Genomic DNA, 23,871 nt, shown 5'->3' with positions numbered 1-23,871 from the left:
GTTGACCGCGAAGCTCAGGCCGCTTCGTCCATCGGCACGAGGAAATCCTTGCTGATGCCATTGCCGAGCAGGTAGATGCGATCCATGAAGTCCTCCAGCCACTCATGCAGGCCGTGTTCGAGTATGCCCCCGATCCGACCGTAGTGCAGCTGGGCGTGTAGCAGGCCGGCCTGGCGGGCGGTTTCGCCGGATTGGCGGTTGGCGATCAGGTCCAGGTTCTTGATCACGCCGTTCAGGCAGAAATGCAGGGAACGCGGCATGTCCTTGTTCAGGATCAGCAGTTCGGCCACCCGATCCGGCGTGATCACGTCGCGATAGACCTTGCGATAGACCTCGAAGGCCGACACCGAACGCAGCAGGGCCGCCCATTGGTAAAAGTCGGTCGCCCCTTCATCGCCCTGCGGCCGCAGCACGTGATACTTGAAGTCGAGGATGCGCGCCGTGTTGTCGGCCCGCTCGAGCAGCGTCCCGAGGCGAATGAAATGGTAGGCCTCGTCCTGCAGCAAGGTGCCCAGGGTCGTGCCGCGGGTCAACGACGAACGCATCTTGACCCATTCGAAGTACTCGCTGATGCCGGCGCTGAGCAGTTGCTCGAAACTGCGGCTGCGCGCCTCCAGCCAGGTGTAGTTCAGCGTTTCCCACATTTCGGTGGTCAGCGTGCCGCGCACGGCATGGGCATTTTCCCGCGCCATGCGCAGGCAGCTATGGATGGACGAAACGTTGCCCGCATCGCTGACCATGAACTTCAGCACATTCTCGCCATTGACCACGGAATACTGGGCGGCATAAGCCTCTTCTAGGCTGTTCAACGCAATGATGGCGCTCCAGCTCTGGTTGGCCGCTTCCTCGGATTGCGGGACCAGTGACATCTGGTAGGTCACGTCCAGCAAACGGGCCAGATTCTCGGCGCGCTCCATGTAGCGCGACATCCAGAACAAATGATCGGCAGTACGACTCAGCATGATTAGTCCTCCAGAACCCAGGTGTCCTTGGTGCCGCCGCCCTGCGACGAATTGACGACCAGCGAGCCCTTGGTCAGGGCGACGCGGGTCAGGCCGCCTGGCACCATGTTCACGCACTCGCCCGACGACAACACGAAGGGGCGCAAATCGAGATGGCGCGGCGCGATGCCTTCCTCGACGAAGGTCGGGCAGTTGGACAACGCCAAGGTCGGCTGGGCGATGTAGCCGTCCGGCTTGGCGATCAGCAACTGGCGGAAGTGTTCGATCTGCTCCGCGGTCGAAGCTGGGCCGACCAGCATGCCGTAACCGCCTGCGCCGTGCACTTCCTTGACCACCAGTTCCGGCAGGTGATCGAGCACGTATTTCAGATCATCCGGCTTGCGGCACATATAGGTCGGCACATTGTTCAGCGTCGGCTCCTCATCGAGGTAGAAGCGGATCATCTCCGGTACATAGGGATAGATCGACTTGTCGTCGGCGACGCCAGTGCCGACCGCGTTGGCCAGGGTGACATTGCCGGCGCGGTACGCCTGCATCAGCCCCGGCACCCCCAAGGCCGAATCGGCACGGAACACTTGCGGATCGAGGAAGTCATCGTCGATGCGGCGATAAATCACATCGACACGCTGCGGCCCTTGCGTCGTCCGCATGTAGACCACCTGATCCTTGACGAAGAGGTCGCGCCCCTCGACCAGCTCAACGCCCATCTGCTGGGCCAGAAAGGTATGCTCGAAGTAGGCACTGTTGTAGGCCCCCGGCGTCAGCAGCACTACCGTCGGATTGGAGACCCCCTTGGGCGATACGGCGCGCAGCTTTTCCAGCAACATGTCCGGGTAATGCTGGACGGGCGCCACCTTGTGTTTGGCGAACAGTTCCGGAAACAGGCGCATCATCATCTTGCGGTCTTCCAGCATGTAGGAGACGCCGGATGGGACGCGCAGGTTGTCCTCGAGTACATAGAACTCGCCCTCACCGGCCCGTACGATATCGACGCCGGTGATGTGCGCGTAAATCCGTCCCGGCACATCGACACCCTGCATGATCGGCCGGTACTGGGCGTTGTTCAGCACCTGCTCGGCCGGGATGACGCCGGCCTTGAGAATATGCTGATCGTGGTACACATCCCACAGGAACATGTTGAGTGCCTTGACCCGCTGGCGCAGGCCGGCCTGCAAGGCTTTCCACTCGGCGGATGGAATCACCCGGGGAATGATGTCGAAGGGGATCAGCCGCTCTTTCCCCGCCTCCTCGCCATACACCGCGAAGGTGATGCCGACCCGGTGAAAGGCCAGATCGGCTTCGGCTCGCTTGCGCTCGATGCGCTCCGGCGGTGTCGCCTTGAGCCAGTCTTCATACCCTTTGTAATGCCCCCGGACGCCGCCTTGGGCGTCATACATCTCGTTATAGAAGTTCATGTTAGGACTCGTCGCTGAGGATGCTCTCGAACTGAATTCAGCAGGTTCCATGCCACCCGCAAATCAGTCTTAAATCATGCGCCGAATACCACTTTCGAACTATTGACGCACCACAACGGTGCGATGATTTTTTATCTTGGTGCAAATAAAAAAACCCGCCGGATCGCTCCGGCGGGTTGTTCAGGGTGTGCCGCGAAAGGCTTAGACGCGTTCGAAGATGACCGCGATACCCTGGCCGCCACCGATACACATGGTGACGAGGCAGTACTTGCCGCCGATGCGGTTCATTTCATATATCGCCTTGGTGGCGATGAAAGCACCGGAACAGCCGACCGGGTGGCCGAGGGCAATGGCACCGCCGTTCGGGTTGGTCTTGGCCGGATCCAGGCCGAGGCACTTGGAAACAGTCAGGGCCTGGGCGGCAAACGCTTCGTTCGACTCGATGACATCCATCTGGTCCAGGGTCAGGCCAGCCTTCTTCAGCGCCAGCTTGGTCGCCGGGATCGGGCCTTCGCCCATCACGTCGTTCGGCACGCCGGCCACGGCATAGGACACCATGCGGGCGATCGGCTTCTGGCCGGCCGCAGCAGCCTTGGCCGCATCGGCCAGGACGAAGAATGCAGCGGCATCATTGATGCCGGAAGCGTTACCGGCGGTCACGGTACCGTCCTTCTTGAAGGCCGGCTTCATCTTGGCCAGCGACTCCATGGTCGTGCCACGCTTCAGGTGCTCGTCGGTATCGAACACCACTTCGCCCTTCTTGGTCTGCTTGACGATGGGCAGAATCTGCGACTTGAAGTAACCGGCATCGATGGCAGCAGCCGCGCGACGCTGCGATTCAACGGCGAAGGCATCCTGGTCTTCACGGGTGAAACCATGCTTGGCCGCCAGGTTCTCGGCGGTGATGCCCATGTGGCCAACGCCGAACGGGTCGGTCAGCACGGCAACCATGGCGTCGATCGCCTTGGTGTCACCCATGCGGGCCCCGGAACGCAGAGCCGGCATCAGGTAGGCCACCTTGGACATGACTTCGACGCCACCGCCGATACCGTATTCGGCATCGCCCAGCATGATGTTCTGGGCGGTGGTGACGATGGCCTGCAAGCCGGAAGCGCACAGACGGGAAACCTGCATGGCGACGGAATCCATCGACAGGCCGGCCTGGATCGACGCGACGCGGGAAACGTAGGCATAACGGGAATCGACCGGCATCGTGGTGCCGACGGTCACGTAGTTGATCTGCTGCGGATCAACGCCGGAGCGGGCGATCGCTTCCTTCATGACGATACCACCCAGATCGCACGGATCCATGTCGGCCAGGGAGCCACCGAAAGCACCAACCGGGGAACGAACTGCGCTCAGAACGACAACATCTTTAGACATGTACCTACCTCCTCAGTGAAATTGATTCAGCCCACCAAGCTGGCGAGCCCCAACAAAAAGAGCAACAACATCCACAGCACCGTGGCCCGCCAGACAAGCCCGACGGCACTTTGCATGAAATCGACATCGGCCGGTTCCCCCAGGCCCAGTTCGGCCCGGTCGGCAAGCTCGACGCCATCGACCACTGGCTGCCCCAGTTGCACACCGAGGGCGCCGGCACCGGCCGCCAGGACGATGCCCAGGTCGCGATCGGGCCAGGCGCCGGCCTGGGTACGCCAGCAATAAGCAGCATCCTCGAAATCGCCGACGATGGCAAAGGCCGCTGCGGTGACGCGAACCGGCAACCAGTCGATGATAGAGAAGCTTTGTGCCGAGAATGTTGCAAAATCCTTGCCTGATTCTCCCCCCTTCGTTGCCCAGCGTTCGCGGACGATCATCGCCAGGCGATAGAGCAAGGCCCCGCACGGCCCGGGCAGCAGGACGAACCAGAGCAAAACGGCAAACACATGGCGGTGCGAGGCGGCCAGAGCCCCCTCGATGGACAGGCGGGCAATGTCGCTTGAACCGAGGTTGTAGGCAGAACGCCCTTGCCAGGTTTCGAGCAACTGGCGCGCCCGGGGCAGGTCCTCCTCGCGCAATGCCAGCTGGATCTCCGTGTAATGATGGCTGAATTGCCGGAACCCCATGGTCAGGTAGAGCACGCCGACATTCAGCAAAAGCGCGAAGATGGGGTTCAGCGCATACAGGGCGGCATAGATCCCGCCGACCACGCCCACCGGCAGCAGTACGGCCAGGCACCAAGCCAGCACGCCATGGCGATAGGCACCAGCATTGAACTGCGACTCGACGAAATCCGCCCAGGCACCCAGCGGCTCGGCAACGATGCGGCGGTAATCCAAGGGTTGCAGTTGCTCGATGAGGAAGACTGCGATCAGCGACAGAAGACTCATGGGGGCCGAGATTTGCCGTATTCGGCTAATTTTCTTATTTCAAAGTACCACGATACCACGGCTCAGGCGGCGCGGAGAAGTCCAAGTCGCTCGGTCAGCGAGCGGATCATGCCAGCCGTCGCCCCCCAGATGAAATAGTCGCCGTAAGGCATGGCAAAGTAATTCCGCAGGGCGCCACGATAATGTAAGGAATGCTGCTGATGGTTGGCCGGATCGAGCAAAAAGGACAGCGGCACCTCGAAAATCTCGGCCACCTCGAACGGATCGGGCTGCAGATCGAAGGGCGGAGTCACCAGCGCAACCACCGGGGTCACCCGGAAACCTGTTCCGGTGCGGTATTCAGGCAGGAAACCGAGGATTTCGACCCGCTCCCGGGAAAGTCCGATTTCCTCCTCGGTCTCGCGCAGGGCCGTATCCATCGGCGTCGCGTCGTGTGCCTCGACCCGCCCACCGGGAAAGCTGATCTGCCCGGCATGGTCGCGCAGATGGGCCGTCCGCTGGGTGAGCAGCACGGTATGACCGGCATCGCGCAGGATAATCGGAAAAAGAACGGCAGCCGGTGTCAGTGGCTCACCGAGCGCCCCGTCCTCCAGCACGACCTGCCCGGTCGGCGGTTCCGCCAGCAGGCTGGCCCGCAAACGCTGCAGATCGACCGTCATCGTGCCGGCGCATCCTCCTCGATTTCGGCATTGACCGACGCCAACGCATCCTGCAGCGTCTCTTCCGACAGATCGTTGATCGACGTCGCCACCAGATCGGCCGATTCGACCGCACCGACCGGCAGACGCTTGCTGTCGAGGCTGGCGATCAGCACGGCGGCCGATCCCGCAACGCGCAACAGCGCTTGACGCTCGCCCATCAGCAATTCAATTTCCCGGCGCAGCAGCGCAATTTCCTGGTCCCGTTGTGGCATTTCGCTCTCCTAGTATCGTTTTTTGAGGGTCATCGTGTGACCATCGCGCTGCATTTCCATCCGGTTGAGGAAGCTCATGCCGAGCAACGCGACGGGCATGTCGGTCTGATGGATCAGCGCATCGACGTTGTGCAACGTGACATCGCCGATCCTGACCGTATCGAGCTGAACCTTGCTTACTACCGCCTGGCCATTGGCTGTGTTGGTCAGCGCCTTCTGGCCGCGGTTGAAATCGACGCCAATCCGGCGCGCATCAGCCGCTCCCAACGAAATCATCGTCGCGCCGGTATCGACCAGAAAGCGCACGGAAGTCCCGTTGACCGTGCCGGTCGTCAAAAAATGCCCCTGGCCGTCGGCAACCATGACAATCTTGCCGGAACCGTCGCCACCGACGGCGCCAACGGCATGCTGGCCAACGCGCAGGGCGCGCTTCTTGCCACCGATTTCGATCACGGCCTGATCCCCCTGAATGGAGATCAGCCGGACGCCATCGACCGTCTGACCAACCGGCACGGCCTGTGGCTCGCCCCCGTTGATCATTAGCATCGCCTTGCTGCCCAGAATGCCGGCCAACCCGACCTCCTGCGCACCAGCCTCATAAGGGATCAAGATCAGCGCCAGGGCAATGAGCGTAAAATGACGTTTCATTTTTTCGACCCGCCCTGCGCCATGAAACCCGTTGCCATCTTCCGTCACACTCCCTCTGAAGGTCCGGGCTATTTTGCCATATTCCTTGAGGAGCACGGGATTCCGTGGCGCCTGATCGCGGTCGATGCTGGCGAAGCGGTTCCCGAAAGCCCCGAGGACTACGCCGGCCTCTGCTTCATGGGCGGTCCGATGAGCGTCAACGACCCCTTGCCGTGGATCGATGCCACCTGCCAGCTGATCCGCCAGGCCGACGCCGCCAACATCCCGCTCATCGGCCACTGCCTCGGCGGGCAACTGATCAGCAAGGCGCTGGGCGGACAGATCACCCCCAACCCGGTCAAGGAAATCGGCTGGGGAACGGTCTACGCCGAATCCGATCCACTCGCACAGCACTGGCTGGGTGCGTTCGCCGGCCGGGCGGGAACCGTCTTCCACTGGCACGGGGAGACTTTCAGCCTGCCGGAAGGTGCCAGCCGCCTCGTTTCCAGCCCGCACTGCGCCAACCAGATGTTCGCCTGCGGCCCACACCTGGCCATGCAATGCCATGTCGAAATGACCCCCGAGATGATCACCACCTGGAGCACGCAGTGGGCCGACGAAGTCGCTGCGGTCGCCGATCAGTCCAGCGTCCAGTCGCCGGAAGCGATGCAGGAACAGACCCCGCAGCACCTCGGTGCCATGCGCCAACTGGCCAGTCAGCTCTACTCGGTGTGGATCCAGGGGCTGGCTCGCTGACCAGGGAAACCACAGAAAACAAAGGGCAGCCTCGGCTGCCCTTGTCGCATGTCGTAACGGAAATACCGGTCAGTCGCGGAAATTGCCCGCCTTGATCGGAAAATCCGTGATCTGCTTGCGAATCAGCGCGATGCATTCCTGCAGGTCGTCGCGCTTGGCCCCCTGGACACGCACGGCGTCCCCCTGGATCGAGGCTTGCACCTTGAGCTTGGCATCCTTGATCAGCTTGACGATCTTCTTCGCCAGTTCGGTTTCGATACCCAGCTTGATCTTCAGCTCCTGCTTCACCTTGTTGCCGGAGACCTTCTGCACCGGCTGCTGATCGAGGCGCTTGGTACTCTCGACCTCCTTCTTCTCCATGGCTGGGAAGAGGATGTCCTTGATCTGGTCAAGCTGGAAGTCCGAATCGCCCTGCAGCGTGATGAGCTTGTCCTTCTCGTTCAACTCGACCTTGGCCGAGGTACCCTTGAAGTCGTAGCGGTTCTCGATCTGGCGGGCCGCCACGTCAATGGCGTTTTTCAGCGCCACCATGTCGGCTTCGGAAGTGAAATCAAAAGACGGCATCGTTTCCTCCTAATGAAAAACCCGGCCACTCGGCCGGGCGCAGTGTCAAACGCTCAGGCAATCAGCCGAAGTGGCAGACGTAGTGATACGGCTCGTCGCAGGCGATTTCGAAGCTGGAATTGCCCGGCACGTTGAAGGACTGCCCTTCGCCGTAGACCTTCCACTCGCTCTCGCCCTTCAGCTTGACGCGGCAGGAACCGCCGACACCTTCCATGATTTCCGGCGCACCGGTGTTGAAAGTCAGGCTGGACGGCAGGATCACGCCGACCGTCTTCTTGGTGCCGTCGGCCAGCACCACGGTGTGGCTGACGCACTTGCCATCGAAATAAACATTGGCCTTCTTGACCACAGAAACGTTGTCGTATTGCGACATTAGATACCCCAGATTTTTTGAATGATGCCCTTGGCGATGAAGCCCAGCATGCCGAAGGCCAGCACGAAGAAGAGCACGAAGGTGCCCGTCTTGCCTGCCTTGGAACGCCAGGCGATCTCACCGATGATGAACAGCATGAACAGGATGAAGGCCCCGACGCCCCAGGTCGAGAAGAAATCAGCGATCTGCTCCTCGTTGAAGCCGAATACGGTGCCTTCCATCGCTTAGCCCTTCTTCTTGGCCGCCGGTTTCTTGGTGGCGGCCGACTTGCTAGCCGGCTTTGCTACTGCCTTGGCCGGAACAGCCTTCGCCGCCGGCTTGGCAGCCGTCTTCGGAGCAGCCTTGGCGACAACCGGCTTGGCCTTCGCCTTGGCGGGTGCCGCCTTCTTCGGAGCGGCAGCCTTCTTGGCTGCTGCCGGCTTGCCCCCCTTGCGGGCAGCCAGGTTGGCGGCAATCCGCATGCGCAGGGCATTCAGCTTGATGAAACCGCCGGCATCCTTCTGATCGTAAGCACCGGCATCGTCCTCGAAGGTGGCAATGGTCGAATCAAACAGCGAATCAGTCTTTGAATCACGGCCGACAACGATGACATTGCCCTTGTACAGCTTCAGGCGAACGGTACCGTTCACGTTCTGCTGGGTGTGGTCGATCAGCACTTGCAACGCCTTGCGCTCCGGGCTCCACCAGTAGCCGTTGTATACCAGGCTGGCATAGCGCGGCATCAGGTCATCCTTGAGGTGGGCGACTTCGCGGTCGAGCGTGATCGATTCGATGGCGCGGTGAGCGCGCAGCAGGATGGTGCCGCCCGGGGTTTCGTAGCAGCCGCGCGACTTCATGCCGACGTAGCGGTTCTCGACGAGGTCGAGACGACCGATGCCATGCTTGCCGCCCAATTGGTTCAGCGTGGCAAGCAGCTCATGTGCCTTCATTTTCTGGCCGTTGATCGAAACCAGGTCACCGGCGACGAATTCGAGGTCGAGGTACTCGGCCTTGTTCGGGGCCTTTTCCGGCGACACGGTCCAGCGCCACATCGACTCTTCGGCCTCGGCTGCCGGATCTTCCAGGTGGCGACCTTCGTAGGAGATGTGCAGCAGGTTGGCGTCCATCGAATACGGGGAGCCGCCCTTCTTGTGTTTCATGTCGATGGGGATGCCATGCGTTTCGGCGTAGGCCATCAGCTTCTCACGTGACAGCAGATCCCACTCGCGCCAGGGTGCGATGATCTTGATGCCCGGTTTCAGCGCATAGGCGCCCAATTCAAAGCGAACCTGGTCGTTACCCTTGCCGGTGGCGCCATGGCAGATGGCGTCAGCGCCGGTTTCATTGACGATCTCAATCAGGCGCTTGGCGATCAGCGGACGCGCGATCGAGGTGCCGAGGAGGTATTCACCTTCGTAGATGGTGTTGGCGCGGAACATCGGGAAAACGAAATCGCGGACGAACTCCTCGCGCAGATCGTCGATGTAGATATTCTTCGGCTTGATGCCAAGCAATTCGGCCTTCTTGCGTGCCGGCTCCAGCTCTTCACCCTGGCCGAGATCGGCCGTGAAGGTGACGACCTCGCACTTGTACACATCCTGTAGCCACTTGAGGATGACCGAGGTATCCAGACCGCCGGAATAGGCCAGCACAACCTTCTTGATATCGCTCATTTGCGTTCCCTTTATTGCGTTTCAATCCTGCCGAGAAGGAGATATTCCATCAGGGCCTTTTGCACATGCAGGCGATTTTCCGCCTCGTCCCATACCACCGACTGCGGACCATCGATCACCTCAGCGGTTACTTCCTCGCCGCGGTGCGCCGGCAGGCAGTGCATGAACAATGCCCCCGGATTGGCCACGGCCATCATCTCGGCATCGACGCACCAATCGGCAAAAGCCTTCATGCGCGCCTCGTTCTCAGCTTCGTAACCCATCGAGGTCCAGACGTCGGTGGTCACCAAATCGGCCCCACGACAGGCATCCATCGGATCGGCAAAAACCTGATAGCACGACGCGTCGACCCCGGCGATCAGCTCCGGCTGCAATTCATAGCCCGGCGGCGTCGACACATGCACCTTGAAATCCAGCACCTGAGCCGCCTGCAGCCAGGTGTTGCACATGTTATTGGCATCACCCACCCAGGCCACGGTCTTGCCGCGAATCGAGCCACGATGCTCGAAATGGGTATAGATATCGGCCAGGATCTGGCACGGATGGTATTCGTTGGTCAGGCCATTGATGACCGGCACACGGGAATTGGCGGCGAAGCGCTCAATGATCTCCTGCTCGAAGGTGCGAATCATCACGATGTCGCTCATCCGGGAAATCACTTGGGCCGCATCTTCGACCGGCTCACCACGCCCAAGCTGGGAATCGCGTGTATTCAGGTAAATCGCCGAGCCACCCAACTGCTGCATCCCTGCCTCAAACGACAGGCGAGTCCGCGTGCTGGCCTTCTCGAAGATCATGACCAGCGTCCGGTCGGAGAGCGGCCAGTACTTCTGGTACGACTTGAACTGGTTCTTGATCCACCCGGTACGCGCGAAGACGTACTCGATCTCGTCGCGGGTGAAATCCTTGAATTGCAGGAAATGTTTGATTGCCATGATCAAGCTGCCAGGAAATCCTTGATCAGCGGCGCGGTGCGCGCCACCAGCTCCCGTGCATCATCATCGCTGAAGATCAGCGGCGGCAACAGGCGAATGATCTTTTCGGAGGTCACGTTGATCAACAAACCCTCAGACAGCGCCTTGCCGACCAGCTCACCACACGGGCGATCCAGTTCGATGCCGATCATCAGCCCATGCCCCCGGATATCGACCACGCCGGCCACACCGGCCAGCGCCTCACCGAACAACTGGCGAATCAACGAACCGATGCGCGCCGCGTTATCGAGCAGCCCCTCCTCCTCCATGACCGCAATCGTCGTCAAGGCAGCCGTCGACGCCAGCGGATTACCGCCGAAGGTCGAACCATGGTTGCCCGGGCCGAACAGCCCTGCCGCCTTGCCACTCGCCATACAGGCGCCGATCGCCACGCCGGAAGCCAGCCCCTTGGCCAGCGTTGCGACATCCGGCAACACGCCAGCCTGCTGATAGCCGAACCACTTTCCGGTGCGCCCCATGCCGCACTGCACTTCGTCGCAGATCATCATCCAGTCGTGGGCATCGCACAATTCGCGCACGCCGCGGTAATAGACTGGATCCGCCAGGTGAATACCCCCCTCGCCCTGGATGATCTCCAGCATGACGGCGACGATATTCTTGTTGTGCTCGGCCACCGCCCGGATGGCATTGAGGTCGCCATAAGGCACCCGGACAAAACCGGAGACCAGCGGCTCGAACCCCGCCTGCGTCTTGCGATTTCCGGTTGCCGACAGCGTCGCCATCGTACGGCCATGGAAAGCCTTTTCCATCACGACAATGGTCGGCAACTCGACGCCCTTCTTGTGTCCATAAAAACGTGCCAGCTTGATCGCTGCCTCATTTGCCTCGGCGCCGGAATTGCCGAAGAACACCTCCTGCATCCCGGACAATTCACACAACTTGTCGGCAAGTTGCTCCTGCTCGCGAATGCGGTAGAGGTTCGAGGTATGCAACATGCGCCCAGCTTGAGCCGCAATCGCGTCGACCAGTCTCGGATGAGCGTGGCCCAAGGTGGAAACGGCAATCCCCGAGAGGGCATCCAGGTATTCCTTGCCCTCGGTATCGGTAATCCGGCAGCCTTTGCCATGACTGAAAGTCACCGGCAACCGGGCGTAGGTATTCATGACATGCGACATGAGGCAACCTCACAAAACAAAAACGGCGGCAACCGCCGCCGAAACGACCGCTGTTTACTGGCGATGTGCCCGCCTGCAAACCGCAGAAAGCTGAATTTTATGAAAAAAACAGGACCGTGTATAGAACGATCCCTGCCACGCACGACCCGCCAGTAGCCGCAGCGGCGCCGTAATTATGGAAAGCGCAACCGCTTCTGCTAGAATGCGCCCACGCAAGGTCGTACCGCCCGCAAACGCAGAGTAGAACAATGACAAACCTAGAATCGACCACATTCATCATTGTTGGCCTCACCAAGGAAGGACGAAAGTTTCGCCCCAGCGACTGGGCCGAGCGCCTGTGCGGCGTCATGTCCGCCTTTGGCGCGGAACGCAAGATGAAGTACTCACCCTACGTGGGCCCCGGCGACTATAACGGGGAAAAAGCCGTATTCGTAGATGGCCGCCTCGGCGAACTGGAACCCATGGCCTACCGCTTCATGCTCAACTTCGCGCAGGATAACGATCTGCAGATCGTTGACGGCGTCTGCCCCATCGACAAGAAAACGCCCTGAAACGAAACCGACACAGCAATAAAAAAGGTAATAAAAAAAGGCGCCCGGAGGCGCCATTTTTATTGGATCAACCCAGTGAGATCAGGCAGCAGCCAGCGCCTTGATCTGAGCAGATAGGCGGCTCTTGGTGCGAGAAGCCTTGTTCTTGTGGATGATCTTCTTGTCGGCGATGCGGTCGAGCACTGCGACGGATTGCTGGAAGACGCCCTGAGCGGCGGCTTTGTCACCAGCATCAATCGCCTGACGCACGCGCTTGATCGCGGTGCGCAGGGTCGAACGCAGGCTGGCGTTGTGGGAGCGCTGCTTGTCAGCTTGACGGGCGCGCTTGCGGGCTTGTGCGCTATTGGCCATTGGAAACCTATGAAGTCGGGAAAAACAAAGGTGCGACTATACCAGAAACTCAATCGTTAACCAAGTGAAATTTCGGATTGGACACACCTTGCCAGGGAGTCATTACTTTCTCTTCTCAGTTGTCAGTGTCCGCCAATTTACACGCTTCAGGCTACCAGCAGGGGGAGCTGACGGATTCCCAACTACAGGATACTTAGCATCAGACGTTGTAACGATGGTTACCACTTTACCGGTCGGAAGTCTGATCGTGTTAATACCCACGATCAAGGAATTGCCGATGTTGACCAACTCCGCTGTCGACGCGGCGACGGACTTGGTTGGCCACGGATTCAAGAAGTACAACCAACTTGTGCCGCCAATATTGCAGACATTTGGATTGGGCACATTGGTCGGCAAGGCCAACCATCCAACCTGATATTTCGGATCAACGTTAACGCGTTCACCATCCTCGGCATCAAAGTCCATATACCAGCCGATATTGGTAGAAAGCATTTCAGTGTATGTCAATTGGCGCGAACCAACCGTACCAGTCAACTGTTGTTCAACCATTCTAGGATCCGAACGGACCAGCCCGTAAGTAGACGTCAAGTCCTCCTTGAGTACATAGAATGACATCCTATCCTTGGAGCCCACATCTGTTGTACCTAAATACCTGCCAGTACCCACCATGACAAGTCGGGTCGGAATACCTGCCACGGAGACCTCCGCAAGTTCAGGCTTAGTCGTTATGGATTGCACACCCACGGGCGCAACCCCGCCAAGAATCGCCAACTTTGCAGCGGTTCTTGCCTCGATATCGAAGCGCCACAAATTGCCCGACAAATCACCGCCATACACATAACGCGTCGAGTTATCTAGGTTGCCATTGTCAACCCAGCTATTGATCTTGGCTATCCCGCTAAGAGCCGGGTCTGTCACCGAGTTATCAGTCACAATGTCAGCGAGAATGCTGCCATCCCTCGCATCCAACACGAACAAATGCCCCTTTCCATCCCCAACTCCGTTGTCATATCCCGAGGCAACGATCACCACCCAAGTACCATTGAGTTTTGTAATCAGGGCATTGCCGAAGCTATACCCCAAATTCGGGTTGGTGAACTCCCACAAAAGCGCCGGCGATGAGGGATTGGTGACATCCAATGCGTAATATGAACGCCCACCTTTACCTAAGCCACCAACCAACATCGTTTTCCATTGATTAGCGGCACAGGTCGTTGCCAGGCAAACGTCACCAACAGTGATAGGTCCATCAACATAGAAACGATGATTCGTTCCATAGCTCTTATCTGCCAATTTGTACAGATTGGGAATTACCGCAGAAGGCACAAAGGCCCACATTTCAACACCAGTATCGCCATTGAATGCGTGAAGCATCCCATCATTGCCACCCGCGTAAACAACTGACTGTCTAGTCTTATTGTTTTCGGCGAACGCTGCGTAATTGCTGTCTGTGTAGCCAAATGGCGGTTTGCTCATAAAAACCGGCGCCGCATTCACGATATCGCCAAGTGCATGTTTCCGGTCGCGATAGAGCTTGTATGTGTTGCTAGTCTCATCCTCATATTGTGACCAGCCTCGTAAGTAGTTAATTACACTCTCTTGCGTCGCAAGCGCCTGATCGGTTGGGGAAAGTGCAGAATACTGAGAGAGCGCACCATTCGGATTGGTCAACCCCGGCTCGAAATATTTTGAGGCAATCTGAGTCGTCAGATTCGTCGCATTGAATGGCCTAAGTGTGCCGCTTTTGTTGAAATAAATATTGCGACTATCAGCGCTTGCCGAAACCAGTTGCCCAAGCTTCGCTTTGGCCGACCACATAGCGATTTCCGAGACGGTACCAACGGAAAGATCAATTTCCCTCGCCTCGATATCCCCATCCCAATCCACCGTGGTGTACATAGCTACATAGGCGTAGTTATCGCCAGCCACCGGCTCCAGATTGGAAGTAGCGGCCGCCGCTGCAGAGGCAGTGCGGGCAGATACACCAGCCAGTGCTTTCTGGACGCCGCTAGCCAGGGATTCCGGTGATTTGGCACTGAAATATTTGCCTCGGCCATTCACTGCCGCATGCCAAAGATCATCCACGCGGTGTAAATCCTCGTTATCGGTGGGATCTGGCCAATTCTTCGTACCTTGAGTCAGTGCAACATAATCTGCACAACCACCTGCCTCGTAATTTTCACAATATTTCAATGAGCCATCGATTCCCAGACCCAATGTGAAAGTGGTCATGTGCTGCGTAGACGCTTTGTCAAGGCCGGCACCCGGCACATTGTTTTCGCAAACATCCTTACCTAAAGCCCCGGTACAGTTTCCCAACGCTGTATCACGAAGATCAGTCTGGTAATAGTACATGGCCACATCAGCCAAGGTATCGCTCTTGTTCAGGCCATCCAGCATCGGGCGTGCCGTCGTTCCACCATCCTGATTACCGATACCACCATTGTCCAGCTTGTAACCCGCATCACCATTCCAAAAACCATCGGTCGCCAAGATCGTGAAATTTTGCTGGCAGGAATACTGCATCGGATCATCAGCCCCCGTGAGCAATTTTCCTGCATACATCTTGCCTACTTTGGAAAGGGCAGCTCGCAACGGGGTGCCGCCGGATGCCGACGCTCCGTAAAGCTTGCTATAGAAATATATGCGCTGTGTGCAACCGTCAGAAGCGCTGCAAAAATCATTTACCTTTTGAAATTCATTGCTTGTACTATTTGTTCCGGTATAACTATGCGTGGTGTAACCCAAGCGATATTTCGATGGCTCCGACAAACTCGCAACTGCTCTTCCCAAAGCAGTTTTTGCCGAATAAATTCGCACACGATAATAACTATACCAATTCGCGAAATTCTGCCTCTCCCCAGCACCAACCGTTACTTTTGTAAAAACATTCTTACCCGGTGTATCTCCAATCGAGCTAGTACACTCTTTATAAAACGTCGTAGTCGTTTGAACATTACCAGAAGCATCGTACGTATAAGAGAGCGCAGCCTGGCTTCCAGAATATGAGTAATAATAGGCAGCCTGCTCCGCGTCGCTTCCACCACCGTAGCTTGTATCATTATCATAAGCGCGGAACTCTGAGGACAGATTTTTCTTAACAGAACTGGAATCAAAACCATCATACGGTGCATTGTAAAAATCGACATCCGGATAGCTCGTTCCATCCGCCTTAACTGGCGCCTTGTAGACAACACTCGGGTTATAGTAAATACCATTGCACTGGGGTGATTTATACCCATAATCTGTGCGCAAGCTCCGCACATGATCTGGCAGATGGGTCCAGCCCATACTCCCGGAGTCATCGAGAATAAACATGACATTCGGCTTTACCTCGCCGCTCGTACCGCTCGCCAGAGGTTTATCAGCCAGATCCGGGACTGCGGCGGCAACGCTTCCACCGAACAACAATGAAGCAGCCCAAATACCTAGCAAATTAATTCTTTTCACAATAGCCTCCTTCGCCATCAGAAAACGACCGTAGCCTGAACAAACGCAATCGTATTTCGAGGCCCTGTCACACGGGTTGTTATCCGGTAATATTGCTGCGCAGAACCGCCCAAACCCAACTGACCGTATGACGGTCCACCCTTGGTACTGCCGCCACCGGCTGAACTCGACTGGAAAGCAGAGCATGAATTGGTTGGGTCATTTGCCGGGAGGGCTGCACTGCACCCGCGGTTAATGACATATCGTGCCTCATAGCCAGCGGGCAATCTATTGGCCTGAACCCCCACAGCTACCATTCCACACCCCCCAGCATCGGTAGCCGACCACTTGACTGAGTCATCAACGGCAGCTGTCATGTTGCCCGTGAGATCACAATTCTCCATCCATGTCGCGTAGTAACCATTGCCTGGCGAATCAGTATTCAAGTTGCCTGCGTTGTTCTGAAGCCAGGTAATCGCAGCCTCCGTTCCTGCATCCCCAGCCTGCGTCGTCGCCTGCTTGAAGGCGAGATTACCGGCGATGACAATTCCCGTATCGACGGAACGGCGCAAAGCCAAACCGGCCAACGTGATAGCGACCAGTGCAATTAGCGCCACCAGCAAAACCACACCCGATTGCCTTCCAGGATACAGGGATGCATTTAACCGCTGTCTCATACGCCCCCCCAAATCACGTTACGAATTGGAACGATGGTCGAATAGACCTTATAACGGTAATGTCGGCCGTCCGCGTCGATATTGAAGACAGGGGGAGGATCACCTGGCAACCCAGCCTCCCAAAGTGTGATTGCTGCCGGGCTGACCTCTTCCTTTTCAAACTGAGTGCTCCGCGCCACGATGGCCAAACGTATTGCTCGCACGCGAGGAACGGTCGTTTTGGGATCAGCGAGAATATCGAAGTTACTAGCACTTCTCCACTCGCTAACCTGAGTACTCCCGGCTGGCGAAATTCCGTACTGCGCCGCCATAAAAACAATTTGATCAACGAGAGGAACTGGATCGCACGTATTAAAAGCAATCGGAGCAGTTGCTCCTCCCACCGACAAACTGCGATTACAACCAGCGTTATTTGGGATTAAAAAATACTGCTGGGCAAACGCCCCCATATTTACAACAACATCACCAATCGTATATTCGGGTGCATTAGTAAATACATTTGACGGGTTGGCGGGGTTATATAAATACTGTCCGGAATTATGCTGCAAATTCCATCCATTACCTGTTTTCTGCGGATCCTGCGACATCTGCATGAGGGTGCAGACCTTGCTGCCATTTTTTCCAGCTACTACAAACGTGTCTGTTTGCTTAAGGCCACCATTGCCACTGGCGGTGATTTCTGCAGACGGCGTTGGCATTTTTTTGACGACAGTTGTCGGAATGGAACCAAAATCACTATCCGAGAACAAGGTTTGAATTACATCCGACCCCCTTGCACCTTGCCCAGGCCTTATGATTACTGGAACGGAAAAATCTAGCCCACCATTCGACTTAACAACACCATCATAAAATATATTGATCCCCAACGGGCACAGTAACTTACCATCTGCCCCATACAAACCATAGCCAGCCTGACGAATTGCCTGCTCCACGGTGTACAACGCTACCGATCCATTGATTTGTGCATCTGTTCCACTCGTACTTGTACGCTTCTGGCCTTCAAATGCTGTCAGTACTTGTTGAATAACCAGCGTCGAGACCAATCCAATAACCAATGCCACCATCAATTCGACGAGGCCAAAACCACTTTCAATGAGACTCTTTCTGACAGCGCGTTCAGTTGACATTGACGTACCCCGACACAACAAAATTGTGAGCATCACCACCCGGTAGCTGCCACGTAATCGTCACCGTAACGCGGTCACCCACAACCTCTACCTTGCGTTTTCCACCAGGCAAACCTGCAAGCGCAGTGTCAGCTTCGACATAAGCGGCCAAATTACCCGGATCAGCCCAAACACGCCCCAAAGCCTGATTGGCCAGAAAGCTGGCATCAGCTCGGTATTTAGCATCTGTTGTCAAGCGAACGGATGTCGCCTGTAGGCCAATAACGGCGAGAATGCCGATGGAGAAAATCAGCACCGCGATTAGTGCCTCAAGTAATGCGACACCTTGTTGTCCACGGCAAGGAATATTTGCTAATTTTGACATTTGCGTACATCCTGCGCATTGAGCCTACCTTCCACATCAGGAAGGCAGATCAAAACCTGGCCACCCACACCGATGCGCAACTCCAGGTTAGTTGTTCGGTCTGCGGGCAGAACACTGGTCGGCAAATCAATGGCAATGCGATTAATTGCCGCACTCCCGTCTGCATTAGCAGTACGTCGCCCTAGCCCATCAAAACTGACTTTGGTTGCCCCTCCAGGTGACGTAACAACAACTACGTTCCCCGTACCCTCACCGGCTCCTCGCGACTGAACCACCTCGTTACCTGCACGAATTGTCCACCCGGCGGTATTTCCTCCAGTGATTTCCAATTCAACGACGGCGTTACGCCGGACAGCCTCGGCACGTGCCAACTGGAGGCCGGCAAGCATTCCATCGCCAGCGGTCCGAATACGTGAATTGGAAAGCCATTCATTACCCGCAGGCAGCGCAAGAATCAACAAAATGGCAACCAACGCGACTACGATCATTGATTCGATGATCGAGACACCGCGCTGAAAGGGGAAACGATCATTCAACACGCATCACCTCGACGAGCAATCCAGCAGGTCGCCCCATTACCCCACGGAGTTGCCGAGGTCATCGCACCTGCTTGATCGATGGTATAAGTGAAGCCAGCCATCGTACCGATACCAGTGGCAGTGATCGTAAATGTATCTGCCGTCTGGGGATTGCATACAAAGCCAAAACTCTGCGTTGCGCCTGGGCACCGAGCCCCAACGTAAGTCCGGTTATCTTGGAACCACTGCTCCATGACGACCCGCCCTTGGCCCAGCCCGGAGGTCGCCTCCGGAATACGCCCCCGACGCACGTAATCCTGATAGGACGGCAAAGCGATCGACGCCAAGATAGCGACAATCGCAACCGCAATCATCAGTTCGATCAGAGTAAAGCCTGAATTTTTTCCAACTAAGCCACGCATGATGACCCTCCTTTGAAGGGTAATCTAATTCACTAGGCGGGGCTTTGCTTCTTGAGGGCGACCAAAGGAAAGGAATTAACGACTAGCGGTATCAGTGATCCAACGCGAGCTCCCTGGGGAGAGGGAATGAAATGTTTTCGTCAATACCCGGTGCCGTTACGACTAACGCACCAGTCAATTGTGCTATACGGTCAATGACTTGACCGACCAGAACATCCGGTGCTGAGGCACCAGCGCTTATGCCAATGCACTTTCTACCATCCAGCCAGGCTGGTTGAACATCGGCCGCACTATCTACCAAGTAAGCATTAACACCGCGGGCAGTCGCCACCTCACGAAGACGCTTCGAGTTCGAACTATTCGGGCTCCCCACCACGATAACCAGATCACACTGCTCGGCCAATGCCTTCACCGCATCCTGCCGGTTCTGCGTGGCATAGCAGATGTCATCTTTCTTCGGCCCCTGGATGGTGGGAAAGCGTTTTTTAAGCGCCTCGATAACCACCGTCGCGTCATCGACCGACAGCGTAGTCTGTGTGACGAACGACAAGTGATCAGGGTCACGGACGACGAGTTGCTCGACGTCTTCGACCGTGTCGACCAGATACATCCCCCCATCGCTCTGCCCCATCGTGCCTTCGACCTCCGGGTGCCCCTTGTGTCCGATCATGACAACCTCACGAGCGCCTTTGCGCATCTTGTCCACTTCGACATGCACCTTGGTGACCAGCGGGCAGGTGGCGTCGAAGACCTTGAGGCCACGGGCTGCGGCATCGGCGCGGACGGCTTTGGAGACGCCGTGGGCGCTGAAGATGACGGTGCTGCCGGCAGGCACCTCATCGAGTTCCTCGACAAAAACAGCCCCCTTGGCACGCAGGTCGTCGCAGACAAACTTGTTGTGCACGACCTCGTGGCGGACATAGATCGGCGCGCCGAATTTTTCCAGGGCGCGCTCGACGATGGCGATGGCGCGTTCGACGCCGGCACAGAAGCCACGGGGGTTGGCGAGGAGAATTTCCATTACATGATTCCGATGATTTCCACCTCGAAGCGGATTGTCTTTCCGGCCATCGGGTGGTTGAAGTCGAACAGGGCTGAACTGCCGTCCAGCTCACGCAAGAACCCGGCGAAGGTGCCGCCGTTGGGTGCGGTGAATTCGACGACAGAATTTTCCTTGAGTTCCATGCCGGCCGGCAGGGCGTTACGGGCGATGCGTTCGACCAGGCGTTCGTTGTGCTGGCCGAAGGCCTGGGCCGGTTCCAGTTCGAAGACGAAACGTTCGTGTGCCGGCAGGCCGATCAGTACGCTTTCGAGGTTCTCGGCCAGTTGGCCGCTACCCATTTGCAGGGTGGCCGGGCTCATATCGAAGGTGGAGAGGAACTCCTCGCCATCGAGCGTGGTGATCCGGTAATGCAGGGTGAGATAGCTGTCGGAGCGGACGGTTGCAGTCATCGGGATTTCTCTTGATGGGGAGCGCCGGTCAGTTGGGCGAAGACCAGCAGGATGGCGCCGACCGTGATGGCGGAGTCGGCAATATTGAAGGCTGGCCAGTAGAAACCAGCGGCATGCCATTGGATGAAATCGACGACGGCGCCAAAGCGGACGCGGTCAATCACGTTGCCTATGGCGCCGCCCATGACCAGCGCCAGGGCCAGGGCGAGCAGCTTTTGAGCAGGATGCCGCCTGATCTCGACAGCCATCCAGGCTGAAACAGCCAACGCCAGTATCGTGAAGAACCAGCGCTGCCAGCCCGGCTGATCGGCCAGGAAGCTGAAAGCCGCGCCGGGGTTGAAGGTCAGCACCCAGTTCCAGAACGGCGCGACGTAGATCGTCTCGCCGAACTGGATGTGGTTGAGGACGACCCACTTGCTGAGCTGGTCGAGGATGACGACCAGCCCCGCCAGCACATACCAGTGAGCCGGCTTGTCAGGCACAGCGGCGCGCCTCGCCCGTTCCGTGCAGGTTGCTGACGCAACGGCCACACAGTCCGGGATGTTCAGCGTCGGCACCCACATCCTCGCGAACATGCCAGCAGCGCTCGCACTTGCCATGCTCCAGCGGGCTGGCTTCGACATGCTCCTTGTCATCGCGCACAACGCTGGCGGCCGAGACGATGAAGATGAACTTCAGGTCGTCACCGAGCGACGCCAATGCATCGTATTTCTCACCGGCACAGCGGATTTCGACCGCCGCCTGCAGTGCCGAGCCGATCTTGCCGGCTTCGCGCTGGGCCTCGAGCGCCTTGGTCACGTCGGCACGGGCGGAGCGGATCAGGCTCCACTTGGTGAGCAGCTCGCCCTCGCCGGCCAGTTCGGGCAGATCGTGCCAGACCTGGAACATGACCGAATCGTCTGCCTTTCCGGTCAGCACGGCCCAGACCTCCTCGGCGGTGAAGGCGGTGATCGGGGCCAGCAGGCGGACGAAGGACTGGGTGATGTGCCACAGGGCGGACTGGGCCGAGCGGCGGGCGATCGACTTGGGTGCCGTGGTGTACAGGCGATCCTTCAGGATGTCGAGGTAGAACCCGCCGAGGTCTTCCGAGCAGAAGGTCTGCAAGGCCTGGACGACACGGTGGAATTCGTATCGGTCGTAGTCGGCGCGGCAGGATTCCTGCAGTTCGCGGGTCAGGGCCAGCGCGTAGCGGTCGATTTCCAGCCATTGGTCGACCGGCAGCATGTCGGCGGTGGCATCAAAGTCGGAGACGTTGGCAAGCAGGAAGCGCAATGTGTTGCGGATGCGGCGGTAGCCTTCGACGACGCGCTTGAGGATTTCATCGGAAATACTGAGTTCGCCGGAATAGTCGGTGGAGGCCGTCCACAGACGCAGGATGTCGGCGCCCATCTTGTCCGACACCTGCTGCGGCGCGATGACGTTGCCCTTGGACTTGGACATTTTGTGGCCCTTGCCGTCGACCACGAAACCGTGGGTGAGCAGCGCCTTGTACGGGGCGCGGCCATCGATGGCACAGCCGGAGAGCAGCGAGGACTGGAACCAGCCGCGATGCTGGTCGGAACCTTCAAGGTAGAGGTCGGCCGGATGGGTCGATACATCGGCGTGCGAGCCGCGCAGGACATGCCAGTGCGTCGTGCCGGAATCGAACCAGACGTCGAGCGTATCCTTCATCTTGACGTAGTGCTCGGCTTCGTCACCCAGCAATTCCTTGGCATCCAGGCTGAACCAGGCTTCGATGCCGGCCTGCTCGACACGCTGGGCGACCTGTTCGATCAGCTCGGCCGTGCGTGGGTGCGGCTGGCCAGTTTCCTTGTGCAGGAAGAAGGGAATCGGCACGCCCCAGTTGCGCTGGCGCGAGACGCACCAATCCGGGCGGGTTTTCATCATCGCTTCCAGGCGGGCGCGGCCCCAGGCCGGGAAGAACTGGGTCTCGTCGACGGCGCGCTCGGCGATCCAGCGCAGGGTTGGTTCGCTTTCGTCCTTGCGGTTTTCCATGCCGATGAACCACTGCGTCGTGGCACGGAAGATGATCGGGGTCTTGTGGCGCCAGCAGTGCGGGTAACTGTGCTGGATCTTTTCCTGCTTGAGCAGGCGGCCCTTGGCGTCCAGTTCCTGCAGTACGAGCGGGTTGGCTTCCCAAACCGACTTGCCGGCCAATTCACCGACGGAAAGCGCCGGCACGGTGCTGATGAACTTGCCGTCGTTGCCGACCGGGTTATTCACCGGCAAACCGTACTGTTTGCCGATGTTGTAATCGTCCACACCATGCGCCGGTGCGGTATGCACCAGGCCGGTGCCGGCGTCGGTCGTGACGTGCTTGCCGCAGATGATGGCGACATCGCGGTTCTGGAAGGGATGCTTGAGCAGCACCTGATCGAGGGCCAGGCCCGGGCAGGAACCCACGACCGTGCCTTCCAGGCCGTAGCGCTTCAAGGCGGCTTCGGCCAGTTCGCGCACCAGGATCAGGGCGCCCTTCTCGGTTTCGATCAGGTCGTAGGTCAGTTCGGGATGCACGCTGACCGCTTCGTTGGCCGGCAGGGTCCACGGGGTCGTCGTCCAGATCACCACGAAGGCCGGGCCGCGCAGGTGGGTCAGGCCGAAGGCGGCAGCCAGCTTGGCCGCGTGGTTGTCATGCACTTCGAAGGCGACGTCGATGGCCGGCGAGGTTTTGTCCTCGTACTCGACCTCAGCTTCGGCCAGCGCCGAACCGCAATCCAGACACCAGTTGACCGGCTTCAAGCCCTGGTACAAGTAGCCTTGCTCCATGATCTTGCCCAGAGCGCGGATTTCCTCGGCCTCGGCCTTGAAGGCCATGGTCAGGTAGGGGTTGTCCCAGTCGCCCAGCACACCGAGGCGGATGAAGTCCTTCTTCTGGCGCTCGACCTGCTCGGCGGCGTAGGCACGGCACAGTTCGCGTACCTTGTCGGCCGGGATGTTCTTGCCGTGCAGCTTTTCGATCTGGTGCTCGATGGGCAGGCCGTGGCAGTCCCAGCCCGGCACGTAGGGCGCGTCGAAGCCGCTCAGGGTCTTGGAGCGGACAATGATGTCCTTGAGCACCTTGTTGACCGCATGGCCGATGTGGATGTCGCCGTTGGCATACGGCGGGCCGTCGTGCAGCACGAAGCGCGGCCGGCCGGCGCTGATCTCGCGGATGCGCTGGTAAAGCTTTTTCTGCTGCCAGTCGGCAACCCATTGCGGCTCGCGCTTGGGCAGGTCGCCGCGCATCGGGAAGGCGGTATCCGGCAGGTTCAGGGTGTCTTTGTAATCAGCCATTT

At 58.2% G+C, this 23,871-nt stretch carries 25 protein-coding genes and 1 pseudogene; 2 read left to right on the top strand and 24 right to left on the bottom strand.

Translation table 11 applies throughout. The features are described from left to right. Nucleotides 1-14 precede the first annotated feature (14 nt). The 7 genes from K420_RS0110270 to K420_RS0110240 form a co-directional block, all read right to left on the bottom strand. A complete protein-coding gene (locus K420_RS0110270; RefSeq protein WP_027457982.1) occupies nt 15-962 on the bottom strand; it encodes an alpha-E domain-containing protein in 948 nt (315 codons plus the stop codon). 2 nt (nt 963-964) lie between these two features. Further along, on the bottom strand, nt 965-2,377 hold the full coding sequence (locus K420_RS0110265; RefSeq protein ID WP_027457981.1) for a circularly permuted type 2 ATP-grasp protein: 1,413 nt from the start codon (nt 2,375-2,377) through the stop codon (nt 965-967). A 201-nt stretch (nt 2,378-2,578) separates the two neighbouring features. Beyond that, nucleotides 2,579-3,760 carry an acetyl-CoA C-acyltransferase family protein gene (locus K420_RS0110260; RefSeq protein WP_027457980.1) on the bottom strand — a complete coding sequence of 394 codons (1,182 nt, stop codon included), beginning with the start codon at nt 3,758-3,760 and terminating at the stop codon, nt 2,579-2,581. A 26-nt stretch (nt 3,761-3,786) separates the two neighbouring features. After that, nucleotides 3,787-4,710: a CobD/CbiB family protein gene (locus tag K420_RS0110255; RefSeq protein WP_027457979.1), complete on the bottom strand. Its 924-nt coding sequence runs from the start codon at nt 4,708-4,710 to the stop codon at nt 3,787-3,789. A 62-nt stretch (nt 4,711-4,772) separates the two neighbouring features. Beyond that, nucleotides 4,773-5,369: a CoA pyrophosphatase gene (locus tag K420_RS18690; protein WP_035854717.1), complete on the bottom strand. Its 597-nt coding sequence runs from the start codon at nt 5,367-5,369 to the stop codon at nt 4,773-4,775. After that, on the bottom strand, nt 5,366-5,623 hold the full coding sequence (locus K420_RS0110245; RefSeq protein WP_027457978.1) for a hypothetical protein: 258 nt from the start codon (nt 5,621-5,623) through the stop codon (nt 5,366-5,368). Before K420_RS0110245 ends, K420_RS18690 begins: the two co-directional genes overlap by 4 nt. Nucleotides 5,624-5,632: 9 nt before the next feature. Then, nucleotides 5,633-6,271, bottom strand: a complete 639-nt coding sequence (locus K420_RS0110240; RefSeq protein ID WP_027457977.1) for a retropepsin-like aspartic protease family protein — start codon at nt 6,269-6,271, stop codon at nt 5,633-5,635. On the opposite strand from K420_RS0110240, the gene K420_RS0110235 reads away from it, so the two are divergent. Next, nucleotides 6,260-7,006, top strand: coding sequence for a type 1 glutamine amidotransferase (locus K420_RS0110235; RefSeq protein ID WP_232422760.1), 747 nt, complete (start codon nt 6,260-6,262; stop codon nt 7,004-7,006). The genes K420_RS0110240 and K420_RS0110235 overlap by 12 nt on opposite strands. Nucleotides 7,007-7,075: 69 nt before the next feature. Here K420_RS0110235 and K420_RS0110230 read toward each other — a convergent pair whose 3' ends face one another. The 6 genes and pseudogenes from K420_RS0110230 to K420_RS0110205 form a co-directional block, all read right to left on the bottom strand. Beyond that, a complete protein-coding gene (locus K420_RS0110230; protein ID WP_027457975.1) occupies nt 7,076-7,570 on the bottom strand; it encodes a YajQ family cyclic di-GMP-binding protein in 495 nt (164 codons plus the stop codon). A 61-nt stretch (nt 7,571-7,631) separates the two neighbouring features. Next, nucleotides 7,632-7,943 (bottom strand): pyrimidine/purine nucleoside phosphorylase, encoded by a 312-nt coding sequence (gene ppnP / locus K420_RS0110225; protein ID WP_027457974.1) that lies wholly within the window; start codon nt 7,941-7,943, stop codon nt 7,632-7,634. Next, nucleotides 7,943-8,164, bottom strand: a complete 222-nt coding sequence (locus K420_RS0110220; protein WP_027457973.1) for a DUF2788 domain-containing protein — start codon at nt 8,162-8,164, stop codon at nt 7,943-7,945. The genes ppnP and K420_RS0110220 overlap by 1 nt, the downstream gene beginning before the upstream one ends. A 204-nt stretch (nt 8,165-8,368) precedes the next feature. After that, nucleotides 8,369-9,595 (bottom strand): annotated as a pseudogene (locus K420_RS0110215) (argininosuccinate synthase); the annotation flags it as partial. A gap of 11 nt (nt 9,596-9,606) precedes the next feature. Continuing rightward, a complete protein-coding gene (gene argF / locus K420_RS0110210) occupies nt 9,607-10,530 on the bottom strand; it encodes an ornithine carbamoyltransferase (RefSeq protein WP_035854715.1) in 924 nt (307 codons plus the stop codon). Between the two features lie 2 nt (nt 10,531-10,532). Further along, nucleotides 10,533-11,705, bottom strand: a complete 1,173-nt coding sequence (locus K420_RS0110205) for an aspartate aminotransferase family protein (protein WP_027457970.1) — start codon at nt 11,703-11,705, stop codon at nt 10,533-10,535. A gap of 248 nt (nt 11,706-11,953) precedes the next feature. Between K420_RS0110205 and K420_RS0110200 the strand changes: the two genes are divergently transcribed. Further along, on the top strand, nt 11,954-12,256 hold the full coding sequence (locus K420_RS0110200; protein ID WP_027457969.1) for a DUF3579 domain-containing protein: 303 nt from the start codon (nt 11,954-11,956) through the stop codon (nt 12,254-12,256). Nucleotides 12,257-12,337: 81 nt separating this feature from the next. Here K420_RS0110200 and rpsT read toward each other — a convergent pair whose 3' ends face one another. The 11 genes from rpsT to ileS all read right to left on the bottom strand — a co-directional run bounded on the left by rpsT (nt 12,338) and on the right by ileS (nt 23,869). Continuing rightward, a complete protein-coding gene (rpsT, locus tag K420_RS0110195) occupies nt 12,338-12,607 on the bottom strand; it encodes a 30S ribosomal protein S20 (RefSeq protein ID WP_027457968.1) in 270 nt (89 codons plus the stop codon). A gap of 102 nt (nt 12,608-12,709) precedes the next feature. Beyond that, entirely contained in the window at nt 12,710-16,075 is a 3,366-nt protein-coding gene (locus tag K420_RS18685) for a pilus assembly protein (protein ID WP_157275064.1), read from the bottom strand. Then, a complete protein-coding gene (locus K420_RS20475; RefSeq protein WP_157275063.1) occupies nt 16,075-16,713 on the bottom strand; it encodes a pilus assembly PilX family protein in 639 nt (212 codons plus the stop codon). Before K420_RS20475 ends, K420_RS18685 begins: the two co-directional genes overlap by 1 nt. Beyond that, the gene (locus K420_RS20155; protein ID WP_157275062.1) at nt 16,710-17,840 is read right to left on the bottom strand and encodes a PilW family protein; all 1,131 of its coding nucleotides are present in this window, start codon (nt 17,838-17,840) and stop codon (nt 16,710-16,712) included. The genes K420_RS20475 and K420_RS20155 overlap by 4 nt, the downstream gene beginning before the upstream one ends. Continuing rightward, entirely contained in the window at nt 17,830-18,204 is a 375-nt protein-coding gene (gene pilV, locus K420_RS20150; protein ID WP_084019621.1) for a type IV pilus modification protein PilV, read from the bottom strand. The genes K420_RS20155 and pilV overlap by 11 nt, the downstream gene beginning before the upstream one ends. Continuing rightward, nucleotides 18,192-18,740, bottom strand: a complete 549-nt coding sequence (locus K420_RS20145; RefSeq protein WP_198293832.1) for a GspH/FimT family protein — start codon at nt 18,738-18,740, stop codon at nt 18,192-18,194. The genes pilV and K420_RS20145 overlap by 13 nt, the downstream gene beginning before the upstream one ends. Continuing rightward, nucleotides 18,737-19,144, bottom strand: coding sequence for a type IV pilin protein (locus K420_RS0110180; RefSeq protein ID WP_035854711.1), 408 nt, complete (start codon nt 19,142-19,144; stop codon nt 18,737-18,739). Before K420_RS0110180 ends, K420_RS20145 begins: the two co-directional genes overlap by 4 nt. 91 nt (nt 19,145-19,235) lie before the next feature. Then, on the bottom strand, nt 19,236-20,165 hold the full coding sequence (gene ispH / locus K420_RS0110175) for a 4-hydroxy-3-methylbut-2-enyl diphosphate reductase (RefSeq protein WP_027457966.1): 930 nt from the start codon (nt 20,163-20,165) through the stop codon (nt 19,236-19,238). Further along, on the bottom strand, nt 20,165-20,596 hold the full coding sequence (locus K420_RS0110170; protein ID WP_027457965.1) for an FKBP-type peptidyl-prolyl cis-trans isomerase: 432 nt from the start codon (nt 20,594-20,596) through the stop codon (nt 20,165-20,167). Before K420_RS0110170 ends, ispH begins: the two co-directional genes overlap by 1 nt. Continuing rightward, nucleotides 20,593-21,078, bottom strand: coding sequence for a signal peptidase II (lspA, locus tag K420_RS0110165; RefSeq protein WP_027457964.1), 486 nt, complete (start codon nt 21,076-21,078; stop codon nt 20,593-20,595). Before lspA ends, K420_RS0110170 begins: the two co-directional genes overlap by 4 nt. Beyond that, nucleotides 21,071-23,869, bottom strand: coding sequence for an isoleucine--tRNA ligase (gene ileS / locus K420_RS0110160; protein ID WP_027457963.1), 2,799 nt, complete (start codon nt 23,867-23,869; stop codon nt 21,071-21,073). Before ileS ends, lspA begins: the two co-directional genes overlap by 8 nt. Between the last annotated feature and the right edge of the window lie 2 nt (nt 23,870-23,871).

It is taken from the genome of Dechloromonas agitata is5, assembly GCF_000519045.1.
In the GTDB taxonomy this organism is placed as follows: Bacteria; Pseudomonadota; Gammaproteobacteria; order Burkholderiales; family Rhodocyclaceae; genus Azonexus; species Azonexus agitatus.
Note: the sequence above shows the minus strand (reverse complement) of the source record. Positions and strands in the feature narration are given on the sequence as shown.

Excerpts from the sequence above, each read along its gene's own strand:
- K420_RS0110270 (WP_027457982.1), bottom strand. The coding sequence starts at position 962 with ATGCTGAGTCGTACTGCCGATCATTTGTTCTGGATGTCGCGCTACATG.
- K420_RS0110265 (WP_027457981.1), bottom strand. The coding sequence starts at position 2,377 with ATGAACTTCTATAACGAGATGTATGACGCCCAAGGCGGCGTCCGGGGG.
- K420_RS0110260 (WP_027457980.1), bottom strand. The coding sequence starts at position 3,760 with ATGTCTAAAGATGTTGTCGTTCTGAGCGCAGTTCGTTCCCCGGTTGGT.
- K420_RS0110255 (WP_027457979.1), bottom strand. The coding sequence starts at position 4,710 with ATGAGTCTTCTGTCGCTGATCGCAGTCTTCCTCATCGAGCAACTGCAA.
- K420_RS18690 (WP_035854717.1), bottom strand. The coding sequence starts at position 5,369 with ATGACGGTCGATCTGCAGCGTTTGCGGGCCAGCCTGCTGGCGGAACCG.
- K420_RS0110245 (WP_027457978.1), bottom strand. The coding sequence starts at position 5,623 with ATGCCACAACGGGACCAGGAAATTGCGCTGCTGCGCCGGGAAATTGAA.
- K420_RS0110235 (WP_232422760.1), top strand. The coding sequence starts at position 6,260 with ATGACGTTTCATTTTTTCGACCCGCCCTGCGCCATGAAACCCGTTGCC.
- K420_RS0110240 (WP_027457977.1), bottom strand. The coding sequence starts at position 6,271 with ATGAAACGTCATTTTACGCTCATTGCCCTGGCGCTGATCTTGATCCCT.
- K420_RS0110230 (WP_027457975.1), bottom strand. The coding sequence starts at position 7,570 with ATGCCGTCTTTTGATTTCACTTCCGAAGCCGACATGGTGGCGCTGAAA.
- ppnP (WP_027457974.1), bottom strand. The coding sequence starts at position 7,943 with ATGTCGCAATACGACAACGTTTCTGTGGTCAAGAAGGCCAATGTTTAT.
- K420_RS0110220 (WP_027457973.1), bottom strand. The coding sequence starts at position 8,164 with ATGGAAGGCACCGTATTCGGCTTCAACGAGGAGCAGATCGCTGATTTC.
- argF (WP_035854715.1), bottom strand. The coding sequence starts at position 10,530 with ATGGCAATCAAACATTTCCTGCAATTCAAGGATTTCACCCGCGACGAG.
- K420_RS0110205 (WP_027457970.1), bottom strand. The coding sequence starts at position 11,705 with ATGTCGCATGTCATGAATACCTACGCCCGGTTGCCGGTGACTTTCAGT.
- K420_RS0110200 (WP_027457969.1), top strand. The coding sequence starts at position 11,954 with ATGACAAACCTAGAATCGACCACATTCATCATTGTTGGCCTCACCAAG.
- rpsT (WP_027457968.1), bottom strand. The coding sequence starts at position 12,607 with ATGGCCAATAGCGCACAAGCCCGCAAGCGCGCCCGTCAAGCTGACAAG.
- K420_RS18685 (WP_157275064.1), bottom strand. The coding sequence starts at position 16,075 with ATGGCGAAGGAGGCTATTGTGAAAAGAATTAATTTGCTAGGTATTTGG.
- K420_RS20475 (WP_157275063.1), bottom strand. The coding sequence starts at position 16,713 with ATGAGACAGCGGTTAAATGCATCCCTGTATCCTGGAAGGCAATCGGGT.
- K420_RS20155 (WP_157275062.1), bottom strand. The coding sequence starts at position 17,840 with ATGTCAACTGAACGCGCTGTCAGAAAGAGTCTCATTGAAAGTGGTTTT.
- pilV (WP_084019621.1), bottom strand. The coding sequence starts at position 18,204 with ATGTCAAAATTAGCAAATATTCCTTGCCGTGGACAACAAGGTGTCGCA.
- K420_RS0110180 (WP_035854711.1), bottom strand. The coding sequence starts at position 19,144 with ATGCGTGGCTTAGTTGGAAAAAATTCAGGCTTTACTCTGATCGAACTG.
- ispH (WP_027457966.1), bottom strand. The coding sequence starts at position 20,165 with ATGGAAATTCTCCTCGCCAACCCCCGTGGCTTCTGTGCCGGCGTCGAA.
- K420_RS0110170 (WP_027457965.1), bottom strand. The coding sequence starts at position 20,596 with ATGACTGCAACCGTCCGCTCCGACAGCTATCTCACCCTGCATTACCGG.
- ileS (WP_027457963.1), bottom strand. The coding sequence starts at position 23,869 with ATGGCTGATTACAAAGACACCCTGAACCTGCCGGATACCGCCTTCCCG.